The sequence below is a fragment of the Amycolatopsis methanolica 239 genome (genome assembly GCF_000739085.1).
Lineage (GTDB): Bacteria > Actinomycetota > Actinomycetes > Mycobacteriales > Pseudonocardiaceae > Amycolatopsis_E > Amycolatopsis_E methanolica.
In genome coordinates this window covers 2,924,972-2,946,359 of the sequence record NZ_CP009110.1, presented here as the reverse complement: position 1 = coordinate 2,946,359, position 21,388 = coordinate 2,924,972, and the positions used below count along the sequence as shown (strand labels likewise).

21 protein-coding genes, 2 pseudogenes and 1 riboswitch are annotated in these 21,388 nt (G+C 73.5%); of the genes and pseudogenes, 9 read left to right on the top strand and 14 right to left on the bottom strand.

What is annotated here, in order from left to right:
• Window positions 1-4 precede the first annotated feature (4 nt).
• The 5 genes from AMETH_RS14100 to AMETH_RS14080 all read right to left on the bottom strand — a co-directional run bounded on the left by AMETH_RS14100 (window position 5) and on the right by AMETH_RS14080 (window position 3,851).
• Entirely contained in the window at window positions 5-622 is a 618-nt protein-coding gene (locus AMETH_RS14100) for a class I SAM-dependent methyltransferase (RefSeq protein WP_017987908.1), read from the bottom strand.
• 182 nt (window positions 623-804) lie between these two features.
• Window positions 805-1,962: a hypothetical protein gene (locus AMETH_RS14095; RefSeq protein ID WP_017987907.1), complete on the bottom strand. Its 1,158-nt coding sequence runs from the start codon at window positions 1,960-1,962 to the stop codon at window positions 805-807.
• A complete protein-coding gene (locus AMETH_RS14090; RefSeq protein WP_038532110.1) occupies window positions 1,959-2,525 on the bottom strand; it encodes an RNA polymerase sigma factor in 567 nt (188 codons plus the stop codon). The genes AMETH_RS14095 and AMETH_RS14090 overlap by 4 nt, the downstream gene beginning before the upstream one ends.
• A gap of 247 nt (window positions 2,526-2,772) precedes the next feature.
• Complete coding sequence (locus AMETH_RS14085) at window positions 2,773-3,039, bottom strand: DUF1876 domain-containing protein (RefSeq protein ID WP_017987905.1); 267 nt, start codon at window positions 3,037-3,039, stop codon at window positions 2,773-2,775.
• A 68-nt stretch (window positions 3,040-3,107) separates the two neighbouring features.
• Window positions 3,108-3,851 carry a Type 1 glutamine amidotransferase-like domain-containing protein gene (locus AMETH_RS14080; protein ID WP_017987904.1) on the bottom strand — a complete coding sequence of 248 codons (744 nt, stop codon included), beginning with the start codon at window positions 3,849-3,851 and terminating at the stop codon, window positions 3,108-3,110.
• A 53-nt stretch (window positions 3,852-3,904) separates the two neighbouring features.
• Between AMETH_RS14080 and AMETH_RS14075 the strand changes: the two genes are divergently transcribed.
• On the top strand, window positions 3,905-4,540 hold the full coding sequence (locus AMETH_RS14075) for a GntR family transcriptional regulator (protein WP_026153966.1): 636 nt from the start codon (window positions 3,905-3,907) through the stop codon (window positions 4,538-4,540).
• Window positions 4,537-4,998: an OsmC family protein gene (locus AMETH_RS14070; RefSeq protein ID WP_017987902.1), complete on the top strand. Its 462-nt coding sequence runs from the start codon at window positions 4,537-4,539 to the stop codon at window positions 4,996-4,998. Before AMETH_RS14075 ends, AMETH_RS14070 begins: the two co-directional genes overlap by 4 nt.
• Before the next feature lie 29 nt (window positions 4,999-5,027).
• Here AMETH_RS14070 and AMETH_RS14065 read toward each other — a convergent pair whose 3' ends face one another.
• Complete coding sequence (locus AMETH_RS14065; protein ID WP_017987901.1) at window positions 5,028-5,720, bottom strand: alpha/beta fold hydrolase; 693 nt, start codon at window positions 5,718-5,720, stop codon at window positions 5,028-5,030.
• 82 nt (window positions 5,721-5,802) lie between these two features.
• Between AMETH_RS14065 and AMETH_RS14060 the strand changes: the two genes are divergently transcribed.
• Both AMETH_RS14060 and AMETH_RS41465 read left to right on the top strand, forming a co-directional pair.
• Window positions 5,803-6,570 carry an NAD(P)-dependent alcohol dehydrogenase gene (locus AMETH_RS14060; RefSeq protein WP_267283514.1) on the top strand — a complete coding sequence of 256 codons (768 nt, stop codon included), beginning with the start codon at window positions 5,803-5,805 and terminating at the stop codon, window positions 6,568-6,570.
• Window positions 6,561-6,716, top strand: a pseudogene (locus AMETH_RS41465) (NAD(P)-dependent alcohol dehydrogenase); the annotation flags it as partial. The gene AMETH_RS14060 and the pseudogene AMETH_RS41465, both read left to right, overlap by 10 nt.
• A gap of 115 nt (window positions 6,717-6,831) precedes the next feature.
• On the opposite strand, the gene AMETH_RS14055 reads toward AMETH_RS41465, so the two are convergent.
• Window positions 6,832-7,956, bottom strand: a complete 1,125-nt coding sequence (locus tag AMETH_RS14055) for an ROK family transcriptional regulator (RefSeq protein ID WP_026153965.1) — start codon at window positions 7,954-7,956, stop codon at window positions 6,832-6,834.
• Window positions 7,957-8,062: 106 nt separating this feature from the next.
• On the opposite strand from AMETH_RS14055, the gene AMETH_RS14050 reads away from it, so the two are divergent.
• From AMETH_RS14050 to AMETH_RS37955, 4 genes are all read left to right on the top strand, one after another.
• A complete protein-coding gene (locus AMETH_RS14050; RefSeq protein ID WP_017987899.1) occupies window positions 8,063-9,169 on the top strand; it encodes an ABC transporter ATP-binding protein in 1,107 nt (368 codons plus the stop codon).
• Between the two features lie 106 nt (window positions 9,170-9,275).
• The gene (gene xylA, locus AMETH_RS14045) at window positions 9,276-10,454 is read left to right on the top strand and encodes a xylose isomerase (RefSeq protein ID WP_017987898.1); all 1,179 of its coding nucleotides are present in this window, start codon (window positions 9,276-9,278) and stop codon (window positions 10,452-10,454) included.
• Between the two features lie 47 nt (window positions 10,455-10,501).
• Window positions 10,502-11,701, top strand: coding sequence for an ROK family protein (locus AMETH_RS14040; protein WP_017987897.1), 1,200 nt, complete (start codon window positions 10,502-10,504; stop codon window positions 11,699-11,701).
• A gap of 197 nt (window positions 11,702-11,898) precedes the next feature.
• Complete coding sequence (locus tag AMETH_RS37955; protein WP_017987896.1) at window positions 11,899-12,243, top strand: hypothetical protein; 345 nt, start codon at window positions 11,899-11,901, stop codon at window positions 12,241-12,243.
• A 325-nt stretch (window positions 12,244-12,568) separates the two neighbouring features.
• Here the strand turns inward: AMETH_RS37955 and AMETH_RS37950 are convergent, their stop codons facing one another.
• The 6 genes and pseudogenes from AMETH_RS37950 to metH all read right to left on the bottom strand — a co-directional run bounded on the left by AMETH_RS37950 (window position 12,569) and on the right by metH (window position 18,678).
• The gene (locus AMETH_RS37950) at window positions 12,569-13,066 is read right to left on the bottom strand and encodes a zf-HC2 domain-containing protein (protein ID WP_017987895.1); all 498 of its coding nucleotides are present in this window, start codon (window positions 13,064-13,066) and stop codon (window positions 12,569-12,571) included.
• Window positions 13,063-13,269 (bottom strand): hypothetical protein, encoded by a 207-nt coding sequence (locus AMETH_RS40115; RefSeq protein ID WP_017987894.1) that lies wholly within the window; start codon window positions 13,267-13,269, stop codon window positions 13,063-13,065. Before AMETH_RS40115 ends, AMETH_RS37950 begins: the two co-directional genes overlap by 4 nt.
• 62 nt (window positions 13,270-13,331) lie before the next feature.
• Window positions 13,332-13,481: pseudogene (locus AMETH_RS41460) on the bottom strand (4-hydroxybenzoate 3-monooxygenase); the annotation flags it as partial.
• A 187-nt stretch (window positions 13,482-13,668) separates the two neighbouring features.
• A complete protein-coding gene (locus AMETH_RS14020; RefSeq protein WP_017987893.1) occupies window positions 13,669-14,136 on the bottom strand; it encodes a DUF6292 family protein in 468 nt (155 codons plus the stop codon).
• Window positions 14,137-14,204: 68 nt separating this feature from the next.
• On the bottom strand, window positions 14,205-15,023 hold the full coding sequence (locus AMETH_RS14015; protein ID WP_017987892.1) for a hypothetical protein: 819 nt from the start codon (window positions 15,021-15,023) through the stop codon (window positions 14,205-14,207).
• A gap of 46 nt (window positions 15,024-15,069) precedes the next feature.
• On the bottom strand, window positions 15,070-18,678 hold the full coding sequence (gene metH / locus AMETH_RS14010) for a methionine synthase (RefSeq protein WP_017987891.1): 3,609 nt from the start codon (window positions 18,676-18,678) through the stop codon (window positions 15,070-15,072).
• Between the two features lie 15 nt (window positions 18,679-18,693).
• Window positions 18,694-18,771: riboswitch (S-adenosyl-L-homocysteine riboswitch) on the bottom strand.
• A gap of 465 nt (window positions 18,772-19,236) precedes the next feature.
• On the opposite strand from metH, the gene AMETH_RS14000 reads away from it, so the two are divergent.
• Window positions 19,237-20,244 (top strand): zinc-dependent alcohol dehydrogenase, encoded by a 1,008-nt coding sequence (locus tag AMETH_RS14000; protein WP_017987889.1) that lies wholly within the window; start codon window positions 19,237-19,239, stop codon window positions 20,242-20,244.
• Window positions 20,245-20,246: 2 nt separating this feature from the next.
• Here the strand turns inward: AMETH_RS14000 and AMETH_RS13995 are convergent, their stop codons facing one another.
• Window positions 20,247-21,380, bottom strand: a complete 1,134-nt coding sequence (locus tag AMETH_RS13995; protein WP_017987888.1) for a winged helix DNA-binding domain-containing protein — start codon at window positions 21,378-21,380, stop codon at window positions 20,247-20,249.
• Window positions 21,381-21,388: the final 8 nt, after the last annotated feature.

Genomic DNA, 21,388 nt, shown 5'->3' with positions numbered 1-21,388 from the left:
CGGGTCAGGGGGACACCGCCACGCCGAGGTAGTCCGCGCCGAGGGACTTCGGCGAGCCCTTCTCGTAGAACCGGTCGAGCTCCCGGATCACGAACCCGGCCTCGGTAACCACGTCGGCGATCCGGCGCGTCAGGCGGCAGCCGCCGAACACGCGCCCCTGCAGGGGGTCCAGGCGGTGCTGCCAGCGCTGAACCTTGCCGTCCTCAGCGAGGCCGTGGTCGAGGAAGTGCAACGTGCCACCGGGTTTCAGCACCCGCCGGACCTCCTTGAGCGCCGCCACCACCTCCGGGATCGTGCACAGCGTGTAGGTCGACAGGGCGGTGTCGCAGGTGGCGTCCGGCAGCGGTAAGGACTGCCCGTCCAGGCCGGACCGCTCGACCGGGACGGGTGAGGCGGCGACCCGCTCGGCGGCCAGCTTCCAGGCCACGTCGGAGGGCTCGATCGCGTGCACGGCGGTGACCGCGGCCGGGTAGAACGGGACGTTGTGGCCGGAGCCGAAGCCGATTTCGAGGACCCGCCCGTGCAGGCCGGCGCACACGCGCGCCCGGTAGGGGCCCGCCACTTCCATGCCGCACAGCACGTTGATCAGCCGCGGCAGGACCTGCTGCTGGTAGATGCCCACGCCTGCACGGTGCCCCCACCGGGCGGCAGGCGGTAGTGCCGAAAGACCCGCGCCGGCCAGTTCACCCCGCCACACCGGTGCGCAGCCCGTGCGCACACGAACCGGTCCGAAGTGGACGAGCACGACCGGCGCGGGCCCATGCCGGGCGCGGTTGCCGTGGCGGCGCCCCTTCGGTCGCACCGTCAGCGGAGCACTGCCGAGCCGTTGTAGAGGGCGGCGCCCCGCGCGTCCTGCACCCGCACCCACGCCTCACCGTGTCGGGGTACACCGGCTTCGCGCCGTCGGGCAGCCACACCGCGAACGTCCCGTTCACGACCGGCACCGTGACGGCCTCCCCGGTGCCGAAGTCGGCGACCATGCTCGTGGCCGACCGGGGCGCAAGGCCGACGAACGGCACCTTCCCGGCCTGCGCGGGCACCGACAGCCTGCGGACCGGGATCGACGTGCCGAGGAACGCGTCGAGGTGCCGCGACGACCCGGTGGGACCGGTCACGCACGCGATCATGTGCTCCGCGCTGCCCCAGCACCACTCGGTACGGCCCGTGCTCCAGCAGACTGCCGGGCTGGTAGCCGTCGGCGTCGGTGGGCGGTGCGGGCAGCGCGGCCAGGCATTCGCCGAGCGCCCGGCCGGCGGGCGAGGTCCGGTCACCCGGCCGGTCGATGACGCTGACCAGGGGCGCCGGGGCCGGCGGCAGTTCGACCCGCGGCCCGGGGCGGGTCTGCTGGCCCTGGACGGACATCCCGGCCCAGAGGGTCGTGGTCGCCGGGTCGGTCGCGGTGAAGGCGGTGAGCACGCCGGTCTCCGGCGTGACCGGCTCGACGGTGATGCCGAGGCCGTCGGGCAGGGACAGCTCGATGCGCGGCCACGAAGGATCGGCGACGCCGGCGGCCAGCCCCGTCCCGGTGTAGAGCAACAGACCGGTGCGGCTGCCCGCGGCGTAGGCCGGCTCGGCGGCCGGATCGGACACGGTGACCGTGGTCGCCGTGGTCTCGCAGAACACCGGCCTGCCGCCGGCGAGGTAGGAGGTGACGACGTCGTCGCCGAGGGCGCGGCTGCCCGTGGTGCGCCACTCCTCCCGTGGCGGGACCTGTCCGGTCTTGCCCGCGGATTCGATCGCGGCCCAGCACCGGTCGTCCACGCCTGCGGAGCCGGCGGGAACCGGCGCGGACGAGCGAAAGAACTGGGCGCCGACCAGCACCCCGGCGACGAGCACGATCACGGCGGTGCCGGCCACGAGGGCGCGGCCGCGGCGGGGGGGGATCCCGGCTCGCACGGTCGCGCGCATCCGCCCGCGGACCTCGGGTGGCAGTTCGCGGTGCGGCGGCAGGGTGTGGCTCATGTCTCCTCCAGCAGGGCACGGAGCCGGGCGCGGGCGCGCGACAGGTGCGCGCGCACGGTCACCTCGGCGACCTCGAGCAGGGCGGCGGCGTCGGCGATCGGCAGCTCGCCGAGCAGGCACAGCTCGACGACCTGCCGTTGCGCCGCGGGCAGAGCGCGGACGGCGTCGACGATCCGTTGCGGGCGCGCCTCGCTGTCGATGCGGTCGGCGACGCCGTCGGCATGATCGGACACCGCGGCGGGAGCAGGCATCCGGCGCAGCAGCCGCGCCCGGCCCCGGTGCTCGTCGCGCGCGAGGTTGCCCGCGACGGTGAACAGCCAGGGCAGCGCGCTGTCGCGCACCAGGGTGATGTCGCCGCGTCTGCGCCACGCGGTCAGGAAGGTCCCGGAGGTCAGGTCCTCGGCGCTGGCCCACGAGCCGGTCAGCCGGTAGGCGTGGTTCCACACCGCCTGGGCGTGGCGTTCGACGAGCGCCGTGAAGGCCTCCCGGTCACCCCGCGCGGCCCGCGCCCACAGATCGGCGTCGCCCGGCTCCACCGGTGCCCCCAGTCCGGTCAGTCGCATGGTCACACCGGACAGTGGCCGGCAGCGCGCTTGATGTTGTCACCCCGGCTGATGTTGTCACACGGACCAGAGCGACGCGCCGAGGTCGAGCACCGCCCTGGCCGGGATCTCGCCGCCCGCAGTTCGGCGAGACAGGTGTTGACCTCCTCCGGCTCGCGGGTCTCGGCCACCACGCACGTCCGCCCGGCGGCGTCCACAGCGGACAGTTCATCCGGGCGGTCACGGCGTCCCCTGGCCGGCAGCGCTGTCAGTACCGCAGGTGCGCGGGCTGGTGCGTCACGTCCTCGATGTCGCCCGCGGCCGCGTCGAGCAGCCGGTGCGCCAGATCGCTGAGCGCCCGCGCGGTGGCCAGCTCGTCACCGATCTCGGGCACGTTGGTGTCGGCCGGGTTGAGGCGGGCCGTCCCGATCCCGACCAGGTCGGTCCGGTCGCCGGTGCGCAGCCGCGCCGTGGCGCGGGTTCGCGTCTCGTGCTCGTCGATCACGATGTCGACGCGCCAGTTCTTGTCCGGCATGGCAGCCTCCCGGTGGTCTCCGGCTTCCACGCTGCTCCGACCGGGCGGGGCGCAGGAAGGGCCGGAAGTCACCGCGTGCGTAAGCGGATCCGGCGCACGTCCAGGGGTGTCTCCACCGCGCCGCCGTCCGGGCCGCGCTCCACCCGGAACGCCCCGGCGCGGTCCCGCTCGGCGAGCGCCCCGGCCAGTTCGCCGCCGCGGTAGAGCAGCCCGGCCCCGTCGTCGGTCGCGTAGCCGGGCGGCAGCGTGCCGTCCGCGACCAGCGACTGGAACAGCGGCCGCCGGGCGGGTTCGCTGTCGTGGTGGACGCCGTTGGACCACGCGAGCAGGCCGAGCCCGTTGGTCACCGGCCGCAGCTCGGGGCCGAACGAGTCGGTCGTGCCCCCGGTGTGCCAGCAGATGGAGCCCGCCGAGACGCCGGTCAGGACGACCCCGGCCTGCCACGCGTCGCGCATCACCGCGTCCAGGCCGTGCAGCCGCCACAGCGCCAGCAGCCCGGCGACGCTGCCGCCCCACACCCAGATCACGTCCTGGGACAGCAGGTGCCCGGCGAGGTCGGCGACGTTCGGCATCGGCAGCAGCGCCACGTGACTGCCCGCCCACCCCTCGCGCCACGCGTTCTCGTAGAAGGCCGCGGTCAGGCGGCGGTCGTCGCCGCAGGCGGTGCCCAGGAAACACACCCGCGGCGCGCGGCCGGTGACGCCGGCGAGCTCGACCGCGTAGCGCGTCAGGGGGCCGACCTCCCAGTCCAGTCGCGCCGAGGCCCGGACGCCGCCGGAGGTGGCCAGGATCGTCGGTTCGTCGGCTGTCATGGCGTGATCCTACGGACTGGCCACGCTTGCATGCATTGCATACACTGCATGCCGTGGAGACGACGTACGACCGCGTGCGGGAACTGATCGTCGGCGGAGCCTTCCCGCCCGGGCAGCGCCTCACCGAACTCGACCTGTCGCAGCGGCTCGACGTGAGCCGCACGCCCGTGCGGGAGGCGTTGCGGCGCCTGGAAAGCGACGGCCTGGTCGAAAGCGGGCAGCGGGGCGTCACCGTGATCCGGCTGAGCGATGCGGAACTACGCGAGGCCTATCTCGTCCGCGCCTCCCTGGAAGCGCTTACCGCTGAACTGGCCGCCCAGCGGCAGCGGGCGGGCGAGACCGCGCCCGCCGCGCTGGCCCGGCTGACCGGTCACGCCGACGACGCCGACCGCGCCACCCGGGCCGGCGACCTGATCGCCGGTGTGCGGCACAACCGCGAGTTCCACCGGCACGTCGCGGTCCTCGCCGGGAACTCCCTCGCACTGGGCTTCCTCGACCGCGTGTGGGACCGGATCCTCGTGTCCACACAGGACTCCCTGACGGCCCCCAGCCGCACCGGCCAGGTCGATGACGAGCACCGCCGCCTCGTGGCAGCTATCACCGCGGGGGACGGGCCGGAGGCCGCGGCCCTGGCCCGCGACCACGTCCTGAGCACCCTGTCCGCACTACCGGGAGGAACACCCCGATGAGCAAGGAACACGGCTACGAGGTCACGGTCACCTGGCACGGCTCCACCGCCGGGGGTTACCGCGCATACGACCGCGGCCACGACGTCACCGCCGAGGGCAAGCCGCCCATCGCCGCGACCGCGGACCCGGCCTTCCTGGGCGACCCGGCCCGCTGGAACCCCGAGGAACTGCTGGTGGCGTCGCTGTCGCAGTGCCACTTGCTGACCTACCTGGCGTTGTGCGCCCGGCACGGCATCACCGTCACCGGCTACCGGGACACCGCGACCGGCCGCATGGCCGAAACGCCCGGCGGCGGCGGGCACTTCACCGAGGTGACACTGCACCCCGAGGTCACCATCACCGACGCGAGCGCGGCGGACAAGGCGGCCGAGCTACACCACCGGGCACACGAGCTGTGCTTCATCGCGAACTCGGTGAACTTCCCGGTCCACCACGCCCCGGTGATCCACGTCGCCTGACCGCGGAGACCGCGGAAATCCGAAGTGGACTAACCGAGCGCGGCCACGATCGCCGCGCCGAGGTCGGCCGGCCTGCTGAACTGGGGCCAGTGCCCGGTCGGCAGGTCGACCAGATCCACGTCGCTCATCGCCGCGAGCTCGGCCATGTACGGGTGCTCCGCGGCGATCAGCTCACGCACCTGGGCGGCGGGCATCGACGTGCAGATCACCGTCGCCGGGATGGCACGGCGGCGCTCGTCGGACAGCTCGACCGGTTCACGGGTCACGGCGGCCGGCTGGGGAACCGCCTCGGCGCGCATCCGCTCGCGCAGCTCGCCGGTGAGGCCGGCCAGCTCGGCTTCCTCGAACGCCGCCCAGTCCGGCAGCGGCACGTCGGCGCCCTCGGCGGGCAGGGCGTCGTTGATGGACGCGCCACTGGTCAACGGCCCGGCGTCGACGAACACGATCCGCGCCACGCGGTCCGGCCTGGCATCGGCGGCGGCGTAGACGAGGGGCCCGCCGCCGGAGTGACCGACCAGGACCACCGGCTCGTTCTCCGCGTCGATCGCGGCCACGATGGCGGCGACGTGGTCACGCACGCCGATCCCGGAGCGGTCGGCGTCCGCGTCGAGGCCGGGCAGGGTCAGCGCGCGCACGGTGTGGCCGGCGGCGGTCAGCGGGGGTTCCACGTCGCGCCAGGACGACGCGCCGAGCCAGAAGCCGGGGACGAGGATGACGATCATCGGCAGAGCCTAGAACGCCAGGGGTGTCCCCGATACCGGTTTTACCGGGATCGCCTTTACCGCCACGACACGGAGGCTTCCGATGAAGGCGATCGTCCAGGACCGGTACGGCTCACCCGACGCGCTCTCCCGGCGGGAAACCGCCCAGCCGCGGCCCTCGTCCGGCGAGGTCCTCGTCCGCGTGCGCGCGGCCGCGGTCAACGCCTACGACTGGCACGTCATGCGCGGCGCCCCCTACGTCCTCCGCCTCCCCGCGCGCTCCCTGCGTGGCCCGCGGTTCCGCATCCGGGGCCGGGACGTGGCCGGCGTCGTCGACGCGGTGGGGGACGGCGTCACCGGCCTGTCCCCCGGCGACGAGGTGTACGGCGACACCGGCGAGTCCGACGGCGCCTTCGCCGAGTACGTGTGCGTGCCCGCGGAACGGCTGGCGCCCAAGCAGGCGAAGCTCACCTTCGAGCAGGCCGCCGCGGTGCCGCTCGCCGGCAGCACCGCACTCGTGGGCCTGCGCGCCGCCGGGCGGTTGCAGGCGGGCCAGCACGTCCGGGTCAACGGCGCGTCCGGCGGGGTGGGCACGTTCGCGGTGCAGATCGCGAAGGCGCTGAGCGCGACGGTGACCGCGGTGTGCAGCATGCGCAACGCCGAACTGGTGACCTCGCTTGGCGCCGATCACGTGGTCGACTACACGCGCGAGGACTTCACCAGGGGCCCGAGCCGCTACGAGCTGGTGCTGGACCTCGTCGGCAACCGCTCGCTCGCGGACCTGCGCCGGGTCCTGACGCCGAGGGCACGCTCCTGCTTTCCGGCGGAGGCGTGTCGCGCGGCGGCAGCGTCTTCGGCCCAATGGGCCTGATCATCCGCGGGCGGCTCACGTCCCGGTTCACCCGGCAGCGGATCGCGGATTTCTCCGGCTCGTCGAACCGGCAGCCGCTCGCGTCGCTGACCGAGCTGATCGAGGCGGGCCGGGTGGAGCCGGTGATCGACCGCGACTTCCCGCTGGAGAAGGCGGCGGAGGCGATCCGCTACCTGGAGACCGAACACGCGCGGGCGAAGGTGGTGACCACGAGCGGCGAAATCTACCGCATCGCGAGCGGCCCGAGAGCAGGGCGACTACTCAGCCCTCGATCCAGGCCAGCGGGTCTGCCACCACCCGAGCGATCACGCTGCCCGCCGCGCCGCGGAGGGCCGCGTCTGCCCCCAGCTTCGCCGGGCGCAGCGTCAGCCCCGGCGCCAGCCGCTCCACCACGCGCTGCCGGAAGGGTTCCCCGAAGGCCGCGAGTCGTCCGCCAAGCACGATCGTCTCCGGGGCGAGCAGTGCGCGCACCGCCACCAGCGCGTCGGCCAGGGCCTCGGCTGCTCGGTCCAGCGCGCGCATCGCCGCGGGATCTCGCGTGCGGACCCGCGAGACCAGCGGTTCCTCCGCCCCCGCGTCCGCCACGCCCGCCGACGCCGCCATCCCGGCGCGGCCCGCGTACACCTCCAGGCACCCCCGCCCGCCACAGGCGCACACCTCACCCCGGCGCCGCACCGGGACGTGCCCCAGGTCGCCGGCCAGTTCGACCGCCGGGTTCAGCGGCGCGAGCCCGATCACCTCCTCGCCGCCGAGGTACCACCAGTCCCGCGCCGCCCCGGCCTGGTACTCCGCCAGCGCCGCGCACGCCACCTCGCCGGCCACCAGCACGTCCAGCCCGTGCAGGTCCAGCGCCCGCAACTCCCCCGCCACCAGCGCCCGCACGTCGACCCCGCGCCAGCCCAGCGGCAACGCCGTCACCAGCCCGCGCGACACCAGCCCGCCGACCGCGACCCCCACCCCGGCAACCAGCCGCCCGGCCGTGGTCGCCTCGTCGAACAACCGCCGCAGCACCGGCCGCGCCGCGCGCGCACCCTCCGCCGCACCGGCCCCGGCCACGTCGAACCGCCGCAGCTCCCGCGCCAGCGGCCGCCCCGACAGGTCCAGGATCACCCCGGCGATGTGCCCGGACCCGAACTGCAGCCCCAGCGCCACCGGCCCGTACGGGTCCAGCACCAGCCGCCCCGCCGGACGTCCCGGCGCGCGGCCCGGCTCCGGCCCGAGGTCCCGCACCAGCTCGGCCCCGGTCAGCTCCGCGACCAGGCTGGACACCGTCGCCTTCGTCAGCCCCGTCCGCTGCGCCAGCTCGACCCGCGACACCGGCGCGTCCCTGGCGATCAGCTCCATGACCAGCGCGACGTTGTGCCGCCGCATCGCTTGTGCGCCCATCGCCTCCACATTCGTCAGTTTAGTGAATTGACGAACTCTGGCCAGCACCGCGGCCGCCCGGATAGACAGTCCGGGTACGACGACGTGACGCGAAGGGCGGTCCCCAATGGCTGAGGTCAGCTACCGGCAGGCGTCGCGGCTCTACCCCGGCAACCCGCCGGTCCGGGCCGTGGACAGCCTCGATCTCGACATCGCCGACGGCGAGTTCCTGGTTCTGGTGGGCCCGTCGGGCTCGGGCAAGTCGACCGCCCTGCGCATGCTCGCCGGCCTGGAGGACGTCGACGAGGGCGCCATCCACATCGACGGCAAGGACGTCACCGCCGTCCCGCCGAAGGACCGCGACATCGCGATGGTGTTCCAGTCCTACGCGCTCTACCCGCACATGACGGTCGCCGAGAACATGGGCTTCGCGCTCAAGCTCAAGCGGGTCTCCAAGGCCAAGATCGCCGAGCGGGTGCGCGAGGCAGCCGCCCTGCTCGACCTGACCCCGTACCTGGACCGGAAACCGAAAGCGCTTTCCGGCGGTCAGCGCCAGCGCGTCGCCATGGGCCGCGCGATCGTCCGCGAGCCCGCCGTGTTCCTGATGGACGAGCCGCTGTCCAACCTGGACGCGAAGCTGCGCGTGGAGACCCGCGCGAACATCGCCGCGCTACAGAAGCGCCTGGGCACCACCACCATCTACGTGACGCACGACCAGGTCGAGGCCATGACGATGGGCCACCGGGTCGCGGTGCTCAAGGACGGCAAGCTCCAGCAGTGCGACACCCCGCGCAACCTGTACGAGCGCCCGCGCAACGCCTTCGTAGCCGGCTTCATCGGCTCGCCCGCGATGAACCTCAAGACGGTCGCTCTCACGCCGGACGGCGCACAGCTCGACGGGCTGACCGTGCCGCTCCCCCGCGCGACGCTCGCCGCGGCCCGCTCGGCCGGGGTGGAGTCGGTGACGCTGGGCCTGCGGCCGGAGTCGCTGCGCCTGGCCGGCGCGGGTGAGCAGGCGGCGAAGCTGACCGTCGAACTGGTCGAGGAGCTGGGCGCGGACGCCTACATCCACGGCGGCGTGAAGATCGGCGACCGCGTGGAGCGCTTCGTGGTCCGCGCCGACGGCCGCCGCCCGCCGCAGCTGGGCGAGACCGTCCAGATCGCGGTCGGCGACGCCGAGGAGGTCCACGCCTTCCACCCCGAGACGGGTGAGCGGCTGCCGTCGGCCGACTGACACGACGACACCACGAGGGGCCGGTGGCGCATCCGCCACCGGCCCTTGACTGTCCGCACCACCGGCAAATAAGTTACTCCGAAAAACAAAACTCGGAGGAGCTGCGATGGTGCGCCAACCGACCCCTGAGGACAAGTTCTCGTTCGGCCTGTGGACCGTGGGCTGGACCGGCACGGACCCCTTCGGCGGCCCGAGCCGCCCGGCGCTGGACCCGTGGGAGTACTCCGACAAGCTCGCCGAGCTGGGCGCGTGGGGCATCACCTTCCACGACAACGACGTCTTCCCCTTCGACGCCGACCTGGCCACGAAGCAGCGGCTCACCGGACGGCTCAAGGACGCCGCCGACAAGGCGGGCCTGGTGATCGAGATGGTCACCACCAACACGTTCAGCCACCCGGTGTTCAAGGACGGCGGCCTGACCTCCAACGACCGCGGCGTGCGCCGCTTCGGGCTGCGCAAGGTGCTGCAGGCCGTCGACATCGCCGCCGAGATGGGCGCGAGCACGTTCGTCATGTGGGGCGGCCGCGAGGGCTCCGAGTACGACGGCTCGAAGGACATCCACGCCGCGTTCGAGCGCTACAAGGAGGGCCTGGACACCGTCGCCGGCTACATCAAGTCGCAGGGTTATGACCTGCGGATCGGCCTGGAGCCCAAGCCGAACGAGCCGCGCGGCGACATCTTCCTGCCCACCGTGGGCCACGCGCTGGCGCTGATCGCGCAGCTGGAGCACGGCGACATCGTCGGCCTCAACCCGGAGACCGGGCACGAGCAGATGGCCAACCTCAACTACACGCACGCGCTGGGCCAGGCCATGTGGAGCGGCAAGCTGTTCCACATCGACCTCAACGGCCAGCGCGGCCTCAAGTACGACCAGGACCTGGTGTTCGGCCACGGCGACCTGATCTCCGCGTTCTTCACAGTGGACCTGCTGGAGAACGGCTTCCCCGGCTCCCCGGACGCACCCCGCTACACCGGCCCGCGGCACTTCGACTACAAGCCCTCGCGCACCGAGTACCTGGACGGCATCTGGGACTCGGCGCGGGCGTGCATGTCGACCTACCTGATGCTGGCGGAGAAGGCTAAGGCCTTCCGCGAAGACCCGCGCGTCCGCGAGGCGTGGGACCGGGCTGGGGTCCTCGAACTGGCCGAGCCGACGCTGGGCGCGGGCGAGTCGGTGACGGACTTCCTGGCCGCCGACGACGGCTTCGACCCGGAGAAGGCGGCCCAGCGCGACTACGGGTTCGTCCAGCTGCAGCAGCTCGCGCTCGAGCACCTCATCGGCTGAATTCGTCCATCGACTGGACGAATTCAGCGCCGGTTAGGATCGCCGCCGTGACCGCCCTCGATCAGCAGACGAGCGCCCGCCAGTCCAGCCTGCGGGCGAGCAACCTGGCGCTGGTGGCGCGCACCGTGTGCGCGTCCGCCAGGCCGTTGTCGCGGGCGGACGTGGCGGCGGCGACCTCGATGACCCGCACCACCGCCACGCGGCTGGCCGACGAGCTGGTCGCGGGCGGGGTGCTCGGCGAGATCGAGCCGGACGGCGGCGGCAGGCGCGGCCGTCCGGCCACTCCCCTGGTGCCCGGCTCCCGGCTGGCCGCGGTCGGGCTGCAGGTCAACGCCGGGTTCCTCGCCGTGCGGGTGGTCGACCTGCGGGGCCGTGTCGTCGCCGAGTCGCTGGAGTACGCCGACCTGGTGGAAAGCGATCCGGAAGCGGCCCTGGACCGCCTGGGCGCGCTGTCCGCGCGGGTGCTGGCCGGGCTGCCCGAAGGCCTGCGGCTGGTCGGGGCGGGCCTGGCACTGCCCGGCATCGTCGCGGCCGCCACCGGCACACTGCTGCGCGCGCCGAACCTCGGCTGGTCCGGCGTGCGGCCGGCGGAACTGCTCGACCCGGCCGCGGTGGCCGGGCTGCCGCTGCGGGTGGGCAACGAGGCCAGCCTCGCGGCCCGCACCGTCGCCGAGGTCGCGCCGGGGCGGCCGGGCCCGTTCCCGGACTTCGTGTACCTGTCCGGCGAGATCGGCATCGGCGGCGCGGCCGTCGTCGGCGGCGAGGTGATGGCCGGGCGGCACGGGTGGGCAGGCGAGATCGGCCACGTGTGCGTCGACCCCGCCGGCCCGGCCTGCCGCTGCGGGTCGACGGGCTGCCTGGAGACCTACGCCGGCCGGGACGCGCTGCTCGCCGCCGCCGGCCTGACACCCGCGTCGACCCTGGCGCACCTGGCGGAACTCGCCGCCTCGGGCGACGCGCGGGCGCGGGAGGCGGTGACCGCGGCGGCACGGGCGCTCGGCGTGGCGCTGGCCGGGGTGATCAACGTCCTGGACATCCCGACGGTGGTGCTCGGCGGGCACCTGGCGCAGGTGGCGGACCTGCTGCGGCCGGAGCTGGAGAGCCGCCTGCGGGAACGCGTGCTGTCCGCCCGGTGGACCCCGCCCGCGATCCACGCCGGGAAGAACATCCCCGCCCCCGGCGCGACCGGCGCCGCGTACCGGGAACTGGCCGGGGTCCTCACCGACCCCGCCCGCTGGCTCCCGTGACCAGCGCGGGTACCGGACCGGCCGGCCGCGGTTGATCACCGGCCCCCGGTTTACCCCCGTCCGGCGCGCCGGGGGAAGCTGGTGACGAGGCAGTCCCCGACAACTTCGAAGGGAGCGGGCACGCCGCGCCCCGGTCTTGACTGAATCCGGCCGTCTCGTTTCCGCCTCCCCCGCCGGGATCGACGCGGGCTGGGACGGTGCGCCGTACCCCGCCCAGCTCGCCGCCGGACGGCACCGTCCACGCGGCCAACGGAGCCGCCCGTCTGCTGTTCCCCGCGCTGCGTCCCGGGCGCACGCTCGCCAACTGCGTCTCGGCCTGGCCGTGCGCCCACGCCGCCGGACCTGCTGTCGCGGCGGGCCGGGTCGACGACCGGACCTCCGAGGCGCACCAGGTCCGGCAGCCGGAGGGGCCGGTCATGTGGTGGCTCGAGACCGGCGGGAACCCTCGCAGCGCCTCGGCCAGCCCGGGCAGCTCGTCCGGGTCGATCTCCAGGGTCAGCGGGCGTGGCCGCTCACCGCGCATGCACACGACCGCGGAGTAGCGGCCGCGCGTGCCCGGCGCGACGATCCAGGCCGCGTCGGCGAGGTGGCCCGCGGACAGGCCGGGTGCGTGGCTGGTGGTCCGTCGCTTTCGCGGGGACTTGCCGGGATTCGCCTTCGGCTCGGGGCGTTCGGGCTCCGGCGGTTTCGGCTTGGCCGCCGTCGGCGCGGCGGACTTGGCCTGGCCGGTCGCGCTCTTCGCCGCGCCATTGCCCTTGACCTCGCCATTGCCCTTGGCCCCGGCGCTGCTCCTGGCTCCCGCGCCGCCCCTGACCTCGGCGTTTCCTCTGGCCTCGGCGTTGCCGTTCGCAGCGCCCTTGTCGTTCGCTATGCCGTTGTCGTTCGCGGGGTCGTCCTTCGCCCGGCCCTTCTCCGTGAGCGCGGCGCCGGCCGTCCCGGGGACGCGGACCTGAGGAGCCGCAGCCGACGTCCGGCACGAGCGCACCGGCGCTGCTGCCCGCCGTTGACGGTTTCCAGCACCGCGGCGACCCGGTGGCGCTTGGGGCAGCCGGCCAGGTGCGCCGACACCGCCCGGCCCTGCCGCGCGGTCACCTTCCCGCGGGTCCACGAGCCCAGCCGCCGCCGCAAGCTGCGGCAGTTCTCGGCGCGCGCCGCGGGCACGTGGGCCTGCAGGAACGCCTGCCGCAGCCCCTCACGGGCACGCACCGCCAGCGCGGCGACCCCGTTGGCGGTCATGCCCAACTCCGCGGCCAGCGCAGCGGGCCGGGCGCCCAGCATCTCGGTGTGCCACAGCACGTACCGCCAACGCGGCGGCAGGGTTTCGAACGCCGAGAGCGCCACCTCGCCGGTGAGCCGGTCGCTCACGATCTCCTCGACGCCGGGCGCGCCCTCGTCGCGCCGCGATCGGCGCGACCAGGTGCGCCGACTCGCCTGGCCGATTCGACGTCGTGCAGGGCCACGTCCCGGACCCCGAACTCGGTGTCGCCGCCCTTGTCGGCGTAGTGCGCGACCAGGTCGGTGACGAGGAGCTGCTGCGGATAGACGAAGTGCCCCGCTGGCCTGCCCACTGCTCGTAGGAGAAGGGGTGACGGCCGTTTTCGAACCGGAACTCGAAACGGCCCTGGCTCGGCGCGGTGGACAGCAGCTTGTCGGCCAGGCAGCGCTCGTCGAGCGCGCGCACCGCCCACTCCGCGATGAACCCGGCGCGCGGGCGGGCCTCGATGAAGGCGCGGGTCTGCTCCTCGAGCACCACGCAGTCGATTCCCCTGTCCCGCAACACATTGGCGAGGCCGAGCCCGGCCCCCACGACGACGACCCCAGTACGCGCGACCACAATTCCTCCCCCAGGTGGTGCGATTGCCGCAGTGTGCCGGAAAGCGCCCGGCACTGCAACGGTTTCCGGGGAGGACGCGGATGGTGGTCCCGGCGCGCTCAGGCGCCGGTCGCGGTGGGGGGTGCCGCCTGGATCAGCGGGCCGGGCCGCGGCGCGACCGCTCGACGGGCCGTCCGGGCCGCTGCGCCGGGCGTTCCTGGTACGGGATCGCGTAGGTGGCCAGGTGCTTGCGGACCGCGGCGCCGTCGGTGTTGCCCACGGGTGCCGCGTCGGGGGCGCGGCCCTCGAAGACCTCGGCCACGAACCGGGCGACCTCGGGAGGCGGCGGCAGCAGTTCGGTGCCGTAGTAGCGGACCACACTCAGCTCGTGCCCGGCCGTGGTCTCGATCGCGACCGCCCAGCCGTCGTGTTCGTTCCACACGAGGGCCGTGTCCTGGGCGGGGTGGTCGCGCAGCCGGTCGTCGAGCGCGAGGTAGGCGTACGCCGGCGGCGGGTCCAGGTGGGCGTAGTAGGCCTCGCCGCTGCAGCCCAGCTCCTCGGCGGTGGTGTTGACGTAACGACGCAGCCCGGAGGCCGCCGCGTGCTCGTATTCCAGATGCATCTCACGCCCCGTTGAGTGAGTAGTCGGCCGTGCAGCCGGACTACCACCTGTCCGGGTGACCAAAACCCTCAACCGAACACGCCGAGTCCCGTCGCCGCGTGAACCTCCAGCCGGACGAACTGCGCCTGCGGAACCGCCTCGACGGCGAAGTAGTTTCCGCGATGGGGATCGTCGACCGTGGTCGGCGCGAGCCAGGTGAAGCTCCACAGCGCCCGGGCAGCGGCCTCCACCGCCTCGTACGCCTCCCGCTCGGTGCCGCCCACGAGCGCGGCGACCTCGATCGTGCCGCTCGGCCGCCGCCGCGGCTCGCTGACCTCGATGTCCTCCTCCGACGGGAACGTGTGCCGCCGGATCTCGCCGGCCAGCTCGCGCACCATGTCCCGCGCATCGATCCCGTCCGCGCCGGATATTTCGGCGACGATCACGACCCGCGTGCTGGTGGCAGCGTGCGCCAGCTCCATCAGTTCGCGGATCTCGTCCTCGTCGAACCCGCCCTCCCGGCCGAGCGGTTCGAGCTCTTCGACCTCGATCTCCTCCGGCTCGGTGCCGAACGGGTCCCGCCCCCGCTTGACGAACATCGTCGCGAACGTGCCGTCCGGCAGCTCGGCGCGGTAGACCCGGCCGAAGGGCTGCCCGCCGATCTCGGTGACCTCCAGCAGCGCCGGGTCCAGCCCGATCACGTCCAGGTGCCCGAGCGCCACCCGCCGGATCGCCTGGATCCCGCTCTCGCTGGCCCGGGATCGGGACCGGGTCAGCAGCGTGGCGTCGTACGGTCTCGGCTGATCGCTGTCGGCCGGCCCGATGGAAAACCGCCACGCTCCCAGCGCGCCGATCAAGTGCCGACAGACCGTCACCGCGTCGCCGAGGCTGGGCGCAGTGAACCACAACTAGAGCTCCGCGACACGTCGGTGTCACGGAGCTCCTCGGAGATCATCACTCCGCGGGATCGTAGTCCAGGTTGGGGCGCAACCACTTCTCGATTTCCGGCTGCGGCAGTCCACGACGCCGGGCGTAGTCGGTCACCTGGTCGCGTCCGAGGCGCCCCACGGTGAAGTACCGGGACTCCGGGTGGGCGAAGATCAGCCCGCTCACACTGGCCGCCGGGGTCATCGCGAACGACTCCGTCAGCCCGAGGCCCAGGTCCGGCGCCTGGAGCAGGTCGAACAGCTCCCGCTTCTGGCTGTGGTCCGGGCTCGCCGGGTAGCCGAGCGCGGGCCGGATCCCGCGGAACCGCTCGGCGTGCAGGTCCGCCAGCGACGGCTGCGCGTCCGGCTCGAACCACTCCCGCCGAGCCTCCAGGTGGATGTACTCGGCGAACGCCTCCGCCAGCCGGTCGGCCAGGGCCTTCACCATGATCGCCCGGTAGTCGTCGTTCTGGGACTCGTAGTGGCGCGCCAGCTCCTCGGCCCCGTGCACGGTCACCGCGAACCCGCCGAGGTGGTCCCCCGCCGGGGCCACGTAGTCGGCGAGGCAGCGGTTCGCGCGACCGTCCGGTTTGGACGTCTGCTGGCGCAGCATCGGGAACCGCACGCCGTTTTCCAGCACGATGTCGTCGCCCTCGCTGTGCGCGGGCCAGAAACCGTAGGCGCCGCGGGCCTCCAGGAGCTCCTTCGCGACGATCTCGTCGAGCAGCGTGTTCGCGTCGTCGAACAGCTCGCGCGCCACCGGCTGCTCCAGGATCGCCGGGTACTTGCCCTTCAGCTCCCACGCGAGGAACAGGAACTGCCAGTCGATCATCTCGCGCAGCGCGGGTAGCCCCGGCGACACCGTGCGCACCCCGGTGAACGACGGCACGGGGAGGTCGTCGAAGGACACCCGCTCCGGGTTGGCCCGCGCCTGCTCCAGCGTGAGCATCGGGCGGCGCTGCTTGCCCGCGTGCTGCTCGCGCAGCCGCTCCTGCTCCGCGCGGTTCACCGTGTCCAGCGCGGCCGCGCGGTCGGGGTCGAGCAGGTCCGACACCACCCCGACGACCCGCGACGCGTCCAGCACGTGCACCGTCGTGTGGTCGTACGCCGGCGCGATCCGCACCGCCGTGTGCTGCCGGGACGTGGTCGCACCCCCGATCAGCAGCGGGATCTTCAGCCCGCGCCGCTGCATCTCCGTCGCGACCGACACCATCTCGTCCAGCGACGGGGTGATCAGCCCGGACAGGCCGATCGCGTCGGCGTTCTCGGCGACCGCGGTGTCCAGGATCTTCGCCGCGGGCACCATCACGCCGAGGTCGATCACCTCGTAGTTGTTGCAGCCCAGCACCACGCCGACGATGTTCTTGCCAATGTCGTGCACGTCGCCCTTCACGGTGGCGAGCACGATCTTGCCCTGGCCGCGCTCGGTGCTCACCTGGCCGGACCGGCGCAGCTCCTCCTTCTCCGCCTCCATGAACGGTTCGAGGTAGGCCACCGACCGCTTCATCACGCGCGCGCTCTTGACCACCTGCGGCAGGAACATCTTGCCCGAGCCGAACAGGTCGCCGACGGTCTTCATGCCGTCCATCAGCGGGCCCTCGATGACCTCCAGGGGCCGCGCGAAGTTCTGCCGCGCCTCTTCGGTGTCGTCCTCGATGTAGTCGACGATGCCGTGCACCAGCGCGTGCCGCAGCCGCTCGGCCACCGGCGCCTCGCGCCACGACAGATCCACCACCCGCTTGCGGCCCTGGCCGCGGACCGTCTCGGCGAACTCCACCAGCCGGTCGGTGGCGTCCTCGCGCCGGTCGAACAACACGTCCTCGACCAGTTCCAGCAGGTCGGCGGGGATGTCCTCGTAGACGGCGAGCTGGCCGGCGTTGACGATGCCCATGTCCAGCCCGGCGCGCACCGCGTGGAACAGGAACGCCGAGTGCATCGCCTCGCGCACGACGTCGTTGCCGCGGAAGGAGAACGACAGGTTCGAGATGCCGCCGCTGGTGCGCGCGCCCGGGCAGCGCTGCTTGATCAGCGGCAGCGCCTCGATGAACGCCTTGGCGTAGCCGTTGTGCTCGGCGATGCCGGTGGCGACGGCCAGCACGTTGGGGTCGAACACGATGTCCTCGGGCGGGAACCCGGCCTCGCGCGTGAGCAGGTCGTAGGCGCGGGCGCAGATCTCCACCTTGCGCTCGGTGGTGTCGGCCTGGCCCTTCTCGTCGAAGGCCATCACGACGACACCGGCGCCGTAGTCGCGGATACGGCGGGCCTGGCGCAGGAACTGCTCCTCGCCCTCCTTCAGGCTGATCGAGTTGACCACGCCCTTGCCCTGCACGCACTTGAGCCCGGCCTCCAGCACGCTCCACCGCGAGCTGTCGACCATGATCGGGATGCGGGCCACCTCCGGCTCGGTGGCGATCAGGTTGAGGAACGTCGTCATCGCGTGCTCGGAGTCGAGCAGGTCGGCGTCCATGTTGACGTCGAGCAGGTTGGCGCCGCCGCGGACCTGGTCCAGTGCGACGTCGACGGCGGCCTGGTAGTCGCCGGACTCGATCAGCCGCCGGAACTTGGCCGAGCCGGTGACGTTGGTGCGCTCGCCGATCATCACGAACCCGGTGTCGGCGCCGATCTCGAACGGCTCCAGCCCGCTGAACCGGGTGTGGGTGCGCGGCGGCGGGACCTCGCGCGGAGCCGCTCCGGAGACCGCCTGGGCGATCTTGGCGATGTGCGCGGGGCCGGTGCCGCAGCAGCCGCCGACGATGTTGACCAGGCCGCTGCCCGCGAACTCGCCCAGCATGCGGGCGGTCTCGTCCGGAGTCTGGTCGTAGCCGCCGAACGCGTTGGGCAGGCCGGCGTTGGGGTGGCAGGCGACGTAGGTGCCCGCCAGCCGGGACAGCTGCTCGACGTGCGGGCGCATCTCCTCCGCGCCCAGCGAGCAGTTCACGCCCACGACCAGCGGGCGGGCGTGCTCGATCGCGCTCCAGAACGCCTCGACGGTCTGGCCGGACAGGGTGCGCCCGGACAGGTCGACGATGGTCACCGAGATCCACAGCGGCAGGTGCGGGGCGACGTCACGGGCCGCGGCGATGGCGGCCTTCGCGTTCAGGGTGTCGAAGATCGTCTCGATGAGCAGCAGGTCGACGCCGCCCTCAGCGAGCGCGGCGATCTGCTCGGCGTAGGCGTCGCGGACCTCGTCGAAGGTGACCGCGCGGTAGGCGGGCTCGTCGACCTTCGGCGACAGAGACAGGGTGACGTTGAGCGGCCCGATGGAGCCGGCGACGAACCTGCCGCCTGCTTCGTCGGCGGCCTGGCGGGCCAGCTGGGCGCCGCGCACGTTCATCTCGCGGACGAGGTGCTGCAGGCCGTAGTCGGCCTGGCCGATGCTGGTCGCGGTGAACGTGTTGGTCGTGGTGATGTCCGCGCCCGCGGCGAGGTACTGCCGGTGCACGTCGAGGATCAGATCGGGGCGCGTGAGGTTGAGCAGGTCCGGGTCGCCGGTGACGTCCCGCGGGTGGTCGCCGATCAGGTCGCCGCGGTAGTCGGCCGGGGTGAGGCCCGCGCCCTGCAGCATCGTGCCCCAGGCGCCGTCGAGCACGGCAACCCGGTCGCTCAGGATTTCCCGCAGAGCCTTCGTCGTTTCCACCGGCGCCCTCCCAACTGTCGGGAGGCGCCCTTGTTGCGGTTCACGGGGGCCGAGCGTGGCGGACCTGGGTCCGTTGCAGCGCCTCTCGGCCTGGCGAACACAGTACTGGACGCCCCGCGGCGGCACCAAAACTGTTCCCGCGATGTGGACCCCGGCCGTCAGCGGAGGGCGACGCGCGCCAGGTTCGCGGCCACCGGTTCGGCTTCGCCGGTGTTCTGGCTCGCCGCCGCGGTGAGGACGTCCCGGTGCTGGTACCCGGGGTGGAAGCCGGCCCGATCGAGGACCGACCGGGCACACAGAACGGCGGGCCGGCTTCCCCAAGCCGGCCCGCCGTCGGAGACCGCCTGCCCAGTGGCCCCGACCGGCCGGGCATCGACCTCCCGCGGGCACCATCCCCCGACGGAACCCGCTTCCCCGCCGTGCGGTGCCCCGAGCACCCGCACGTGCTCCTCCAGTATGCGCCCGGGAAGACCGTCCGGGGCAAGGACAAAGTCCTCAAAGTGAGGACTTTGTGCCCATTGCCGTCCACAGTGGATCTTTCCCGCTACGCTCGGGGCCATGCGCGCGTTCGTGGTCACCGCTCCCGGCGAGGGCGCCGTGGTCGAGGTCGAGCCGCCGTTCCCCGCGCCAGGTGAGGTCGTCGTCGCCGTGGCGCGGGCCGGGATCTGCGGCACGGACGCGGAGTTCTTCGACGGCAGCATGCCTTATCTGCACGACGCGCACGCCCGGTATCCCATGCGGCTGGGCCACGAGTGGTGCGGCACGGTCGTGGCATCCGGCGACGGCGTCGACCCGGCCTGGCTCGGCAGGCGGGTCACCGGGGACACGATGCTCGGGTGCCGCACCTGCCGCCGGTGCCGCAGCGGCCGCCAGCACCTGTGCGAGAACCGCACCGAAATCGGGATTCGCGGCGGGCGGCCGGGCGCGCTGGCGGAGCGCCTGGCCGTGCCGGTGACCGCGCTGCACTCGTTGCCGGACGCGGTCGGGGCCGCCGCGGGCGCGATGGTCGAGCCGGGCGGCAACGCGCTGCGGGCGGTGCGCGGCGCGGATCCGCGTCCCGGCGACCGGGTGCTCGTCCTCGGCCCGGGCACGATCGGCCTGCTGTGCGCGATGTTCGCCCGCGCGGCCGGCGCGGAGGTGCACCTGCTGGGCGCCACCGCCGCGTCGCTGGAGTTCGCCCGCTCGCTCGGTTTCCGCCACGCCTGGTCCCCGGACTGCTTGCCGGAGCTGCCGTTCGACGCGGTGATCGACGCTTCCGGGGCGCCGGAACTCCCCGCCAGGGCGGTGGAACTGGTCGAACCGGGCGGCCGGGTCGTCTTCATCGGCCTGGCCGGGCGGCCCAGCCTGCTCGACACGCGCCTGCTGGCGTTGAAGGACGTCACCGCGGTCGGCGTGCTGTCGGCCTCCCCCGGCCTGGCCGGGACGATCGAGCAGTACGCGAGCGGCGCGGTCGACCCGGTGCCGCTGGTCGCCGCCACCGTCGGGCTCGGCGAGGTGGCCGCCGTACTCGCCGGTGACCGGCCCGCGGGCGGCGCGCCGAAGATCCACGTCGACCCCCGGCGCTGACCTCAGGCGTGCGCGCCGACGGTCACCGGGCCGATCGTCAGCCGCGGCTCCCGGCCGAGGACCTCCCCCAACAGGGCTACCTGTTCGTCCAGCTCGCGCCGGTGCGCGGCGTTCAGCGTCGTGAACGGTTCGACGGTGAGGTGGACCGCCCGGCCGGAGCGGCGCTGGTGCCACAGCCCGCCGACCACGCCGTCGACGAGCAGCACCGGGAAGTTGCCCGCCTGCCCGCGGGCGAGGCACCGGTGCGCGGCGACACCGGGGAAGAGCAGTTCCCGCGGGAAGCTGCCGACGACGTGCGCGTCGAACAACGGCAGCAGCCGCAGCGCGGGCGGTGTCCGGCTGCCGGGCAGGGTGTCGTCGGCGTTCAGCCACATGCACTCGCCGTCGAGGTCGACCGGGCGCAGGCCGGCGCGGGCGAACAGCGCCGACGCCCACTCCACCGGAGCGGCCAGCCAGCGCGCGAAGTGCTGGGGCGTGGCCGGCCCGTAGGCGTGCAGGTAGCGGGCGAGCACGCCGGTCAGCGCGGTTTCGGTCTCCTCCGGCCGGAACCCGGGCAGCCACCGGCGCGGGCTGGTGTAGGTGACCTGCCGCCCGCGGTCCCGGCCGAAGCACAGCGCGCCCCGGTGCGCGGCCGTCGCCAGTGCCTGGCGCCAGCGCGGCCAGAACCCCTGGAACGCCGGCATGACGAGGTCGCCGGCCCACGGGCCGACGCGGGCGACGACCGCCTCGGTGAGTTCGTCGGCGGTCAGTTCGGCGTCGGTGAGCGCGTCCGCGACGGCCTCCACGACCTGGTCGGTCTGCTCGTCGGTGAGCCGCACCGCGGACGGCATGGTCGAACGCCGCGGGACCGCGGGAAGCGCACCGGTCCACAGCGCCAGGTCCTGAGCCGGCAGCAGGTGGACAGTGCCGCGCGGGCCGAACGTGCGGATCAGCGTGTGATCGGCGACCGCGTCCCGGACGTCGTCCGCGGTGCCGCCGGTGCGCAGGGCGACCGACAGCTCGGCGGCGGTGCGGACCTGGGCGTGCGCGCCGCACATCGCGGCGACGGTGTCCGCCTGTCCCGCCCCGGGGCGGGACAGGAAGTGCCGGCCGAGCCGGCGGGCTCGGACGGCGGTCCACGAAACGCGGGCGGTCATGATCGGAA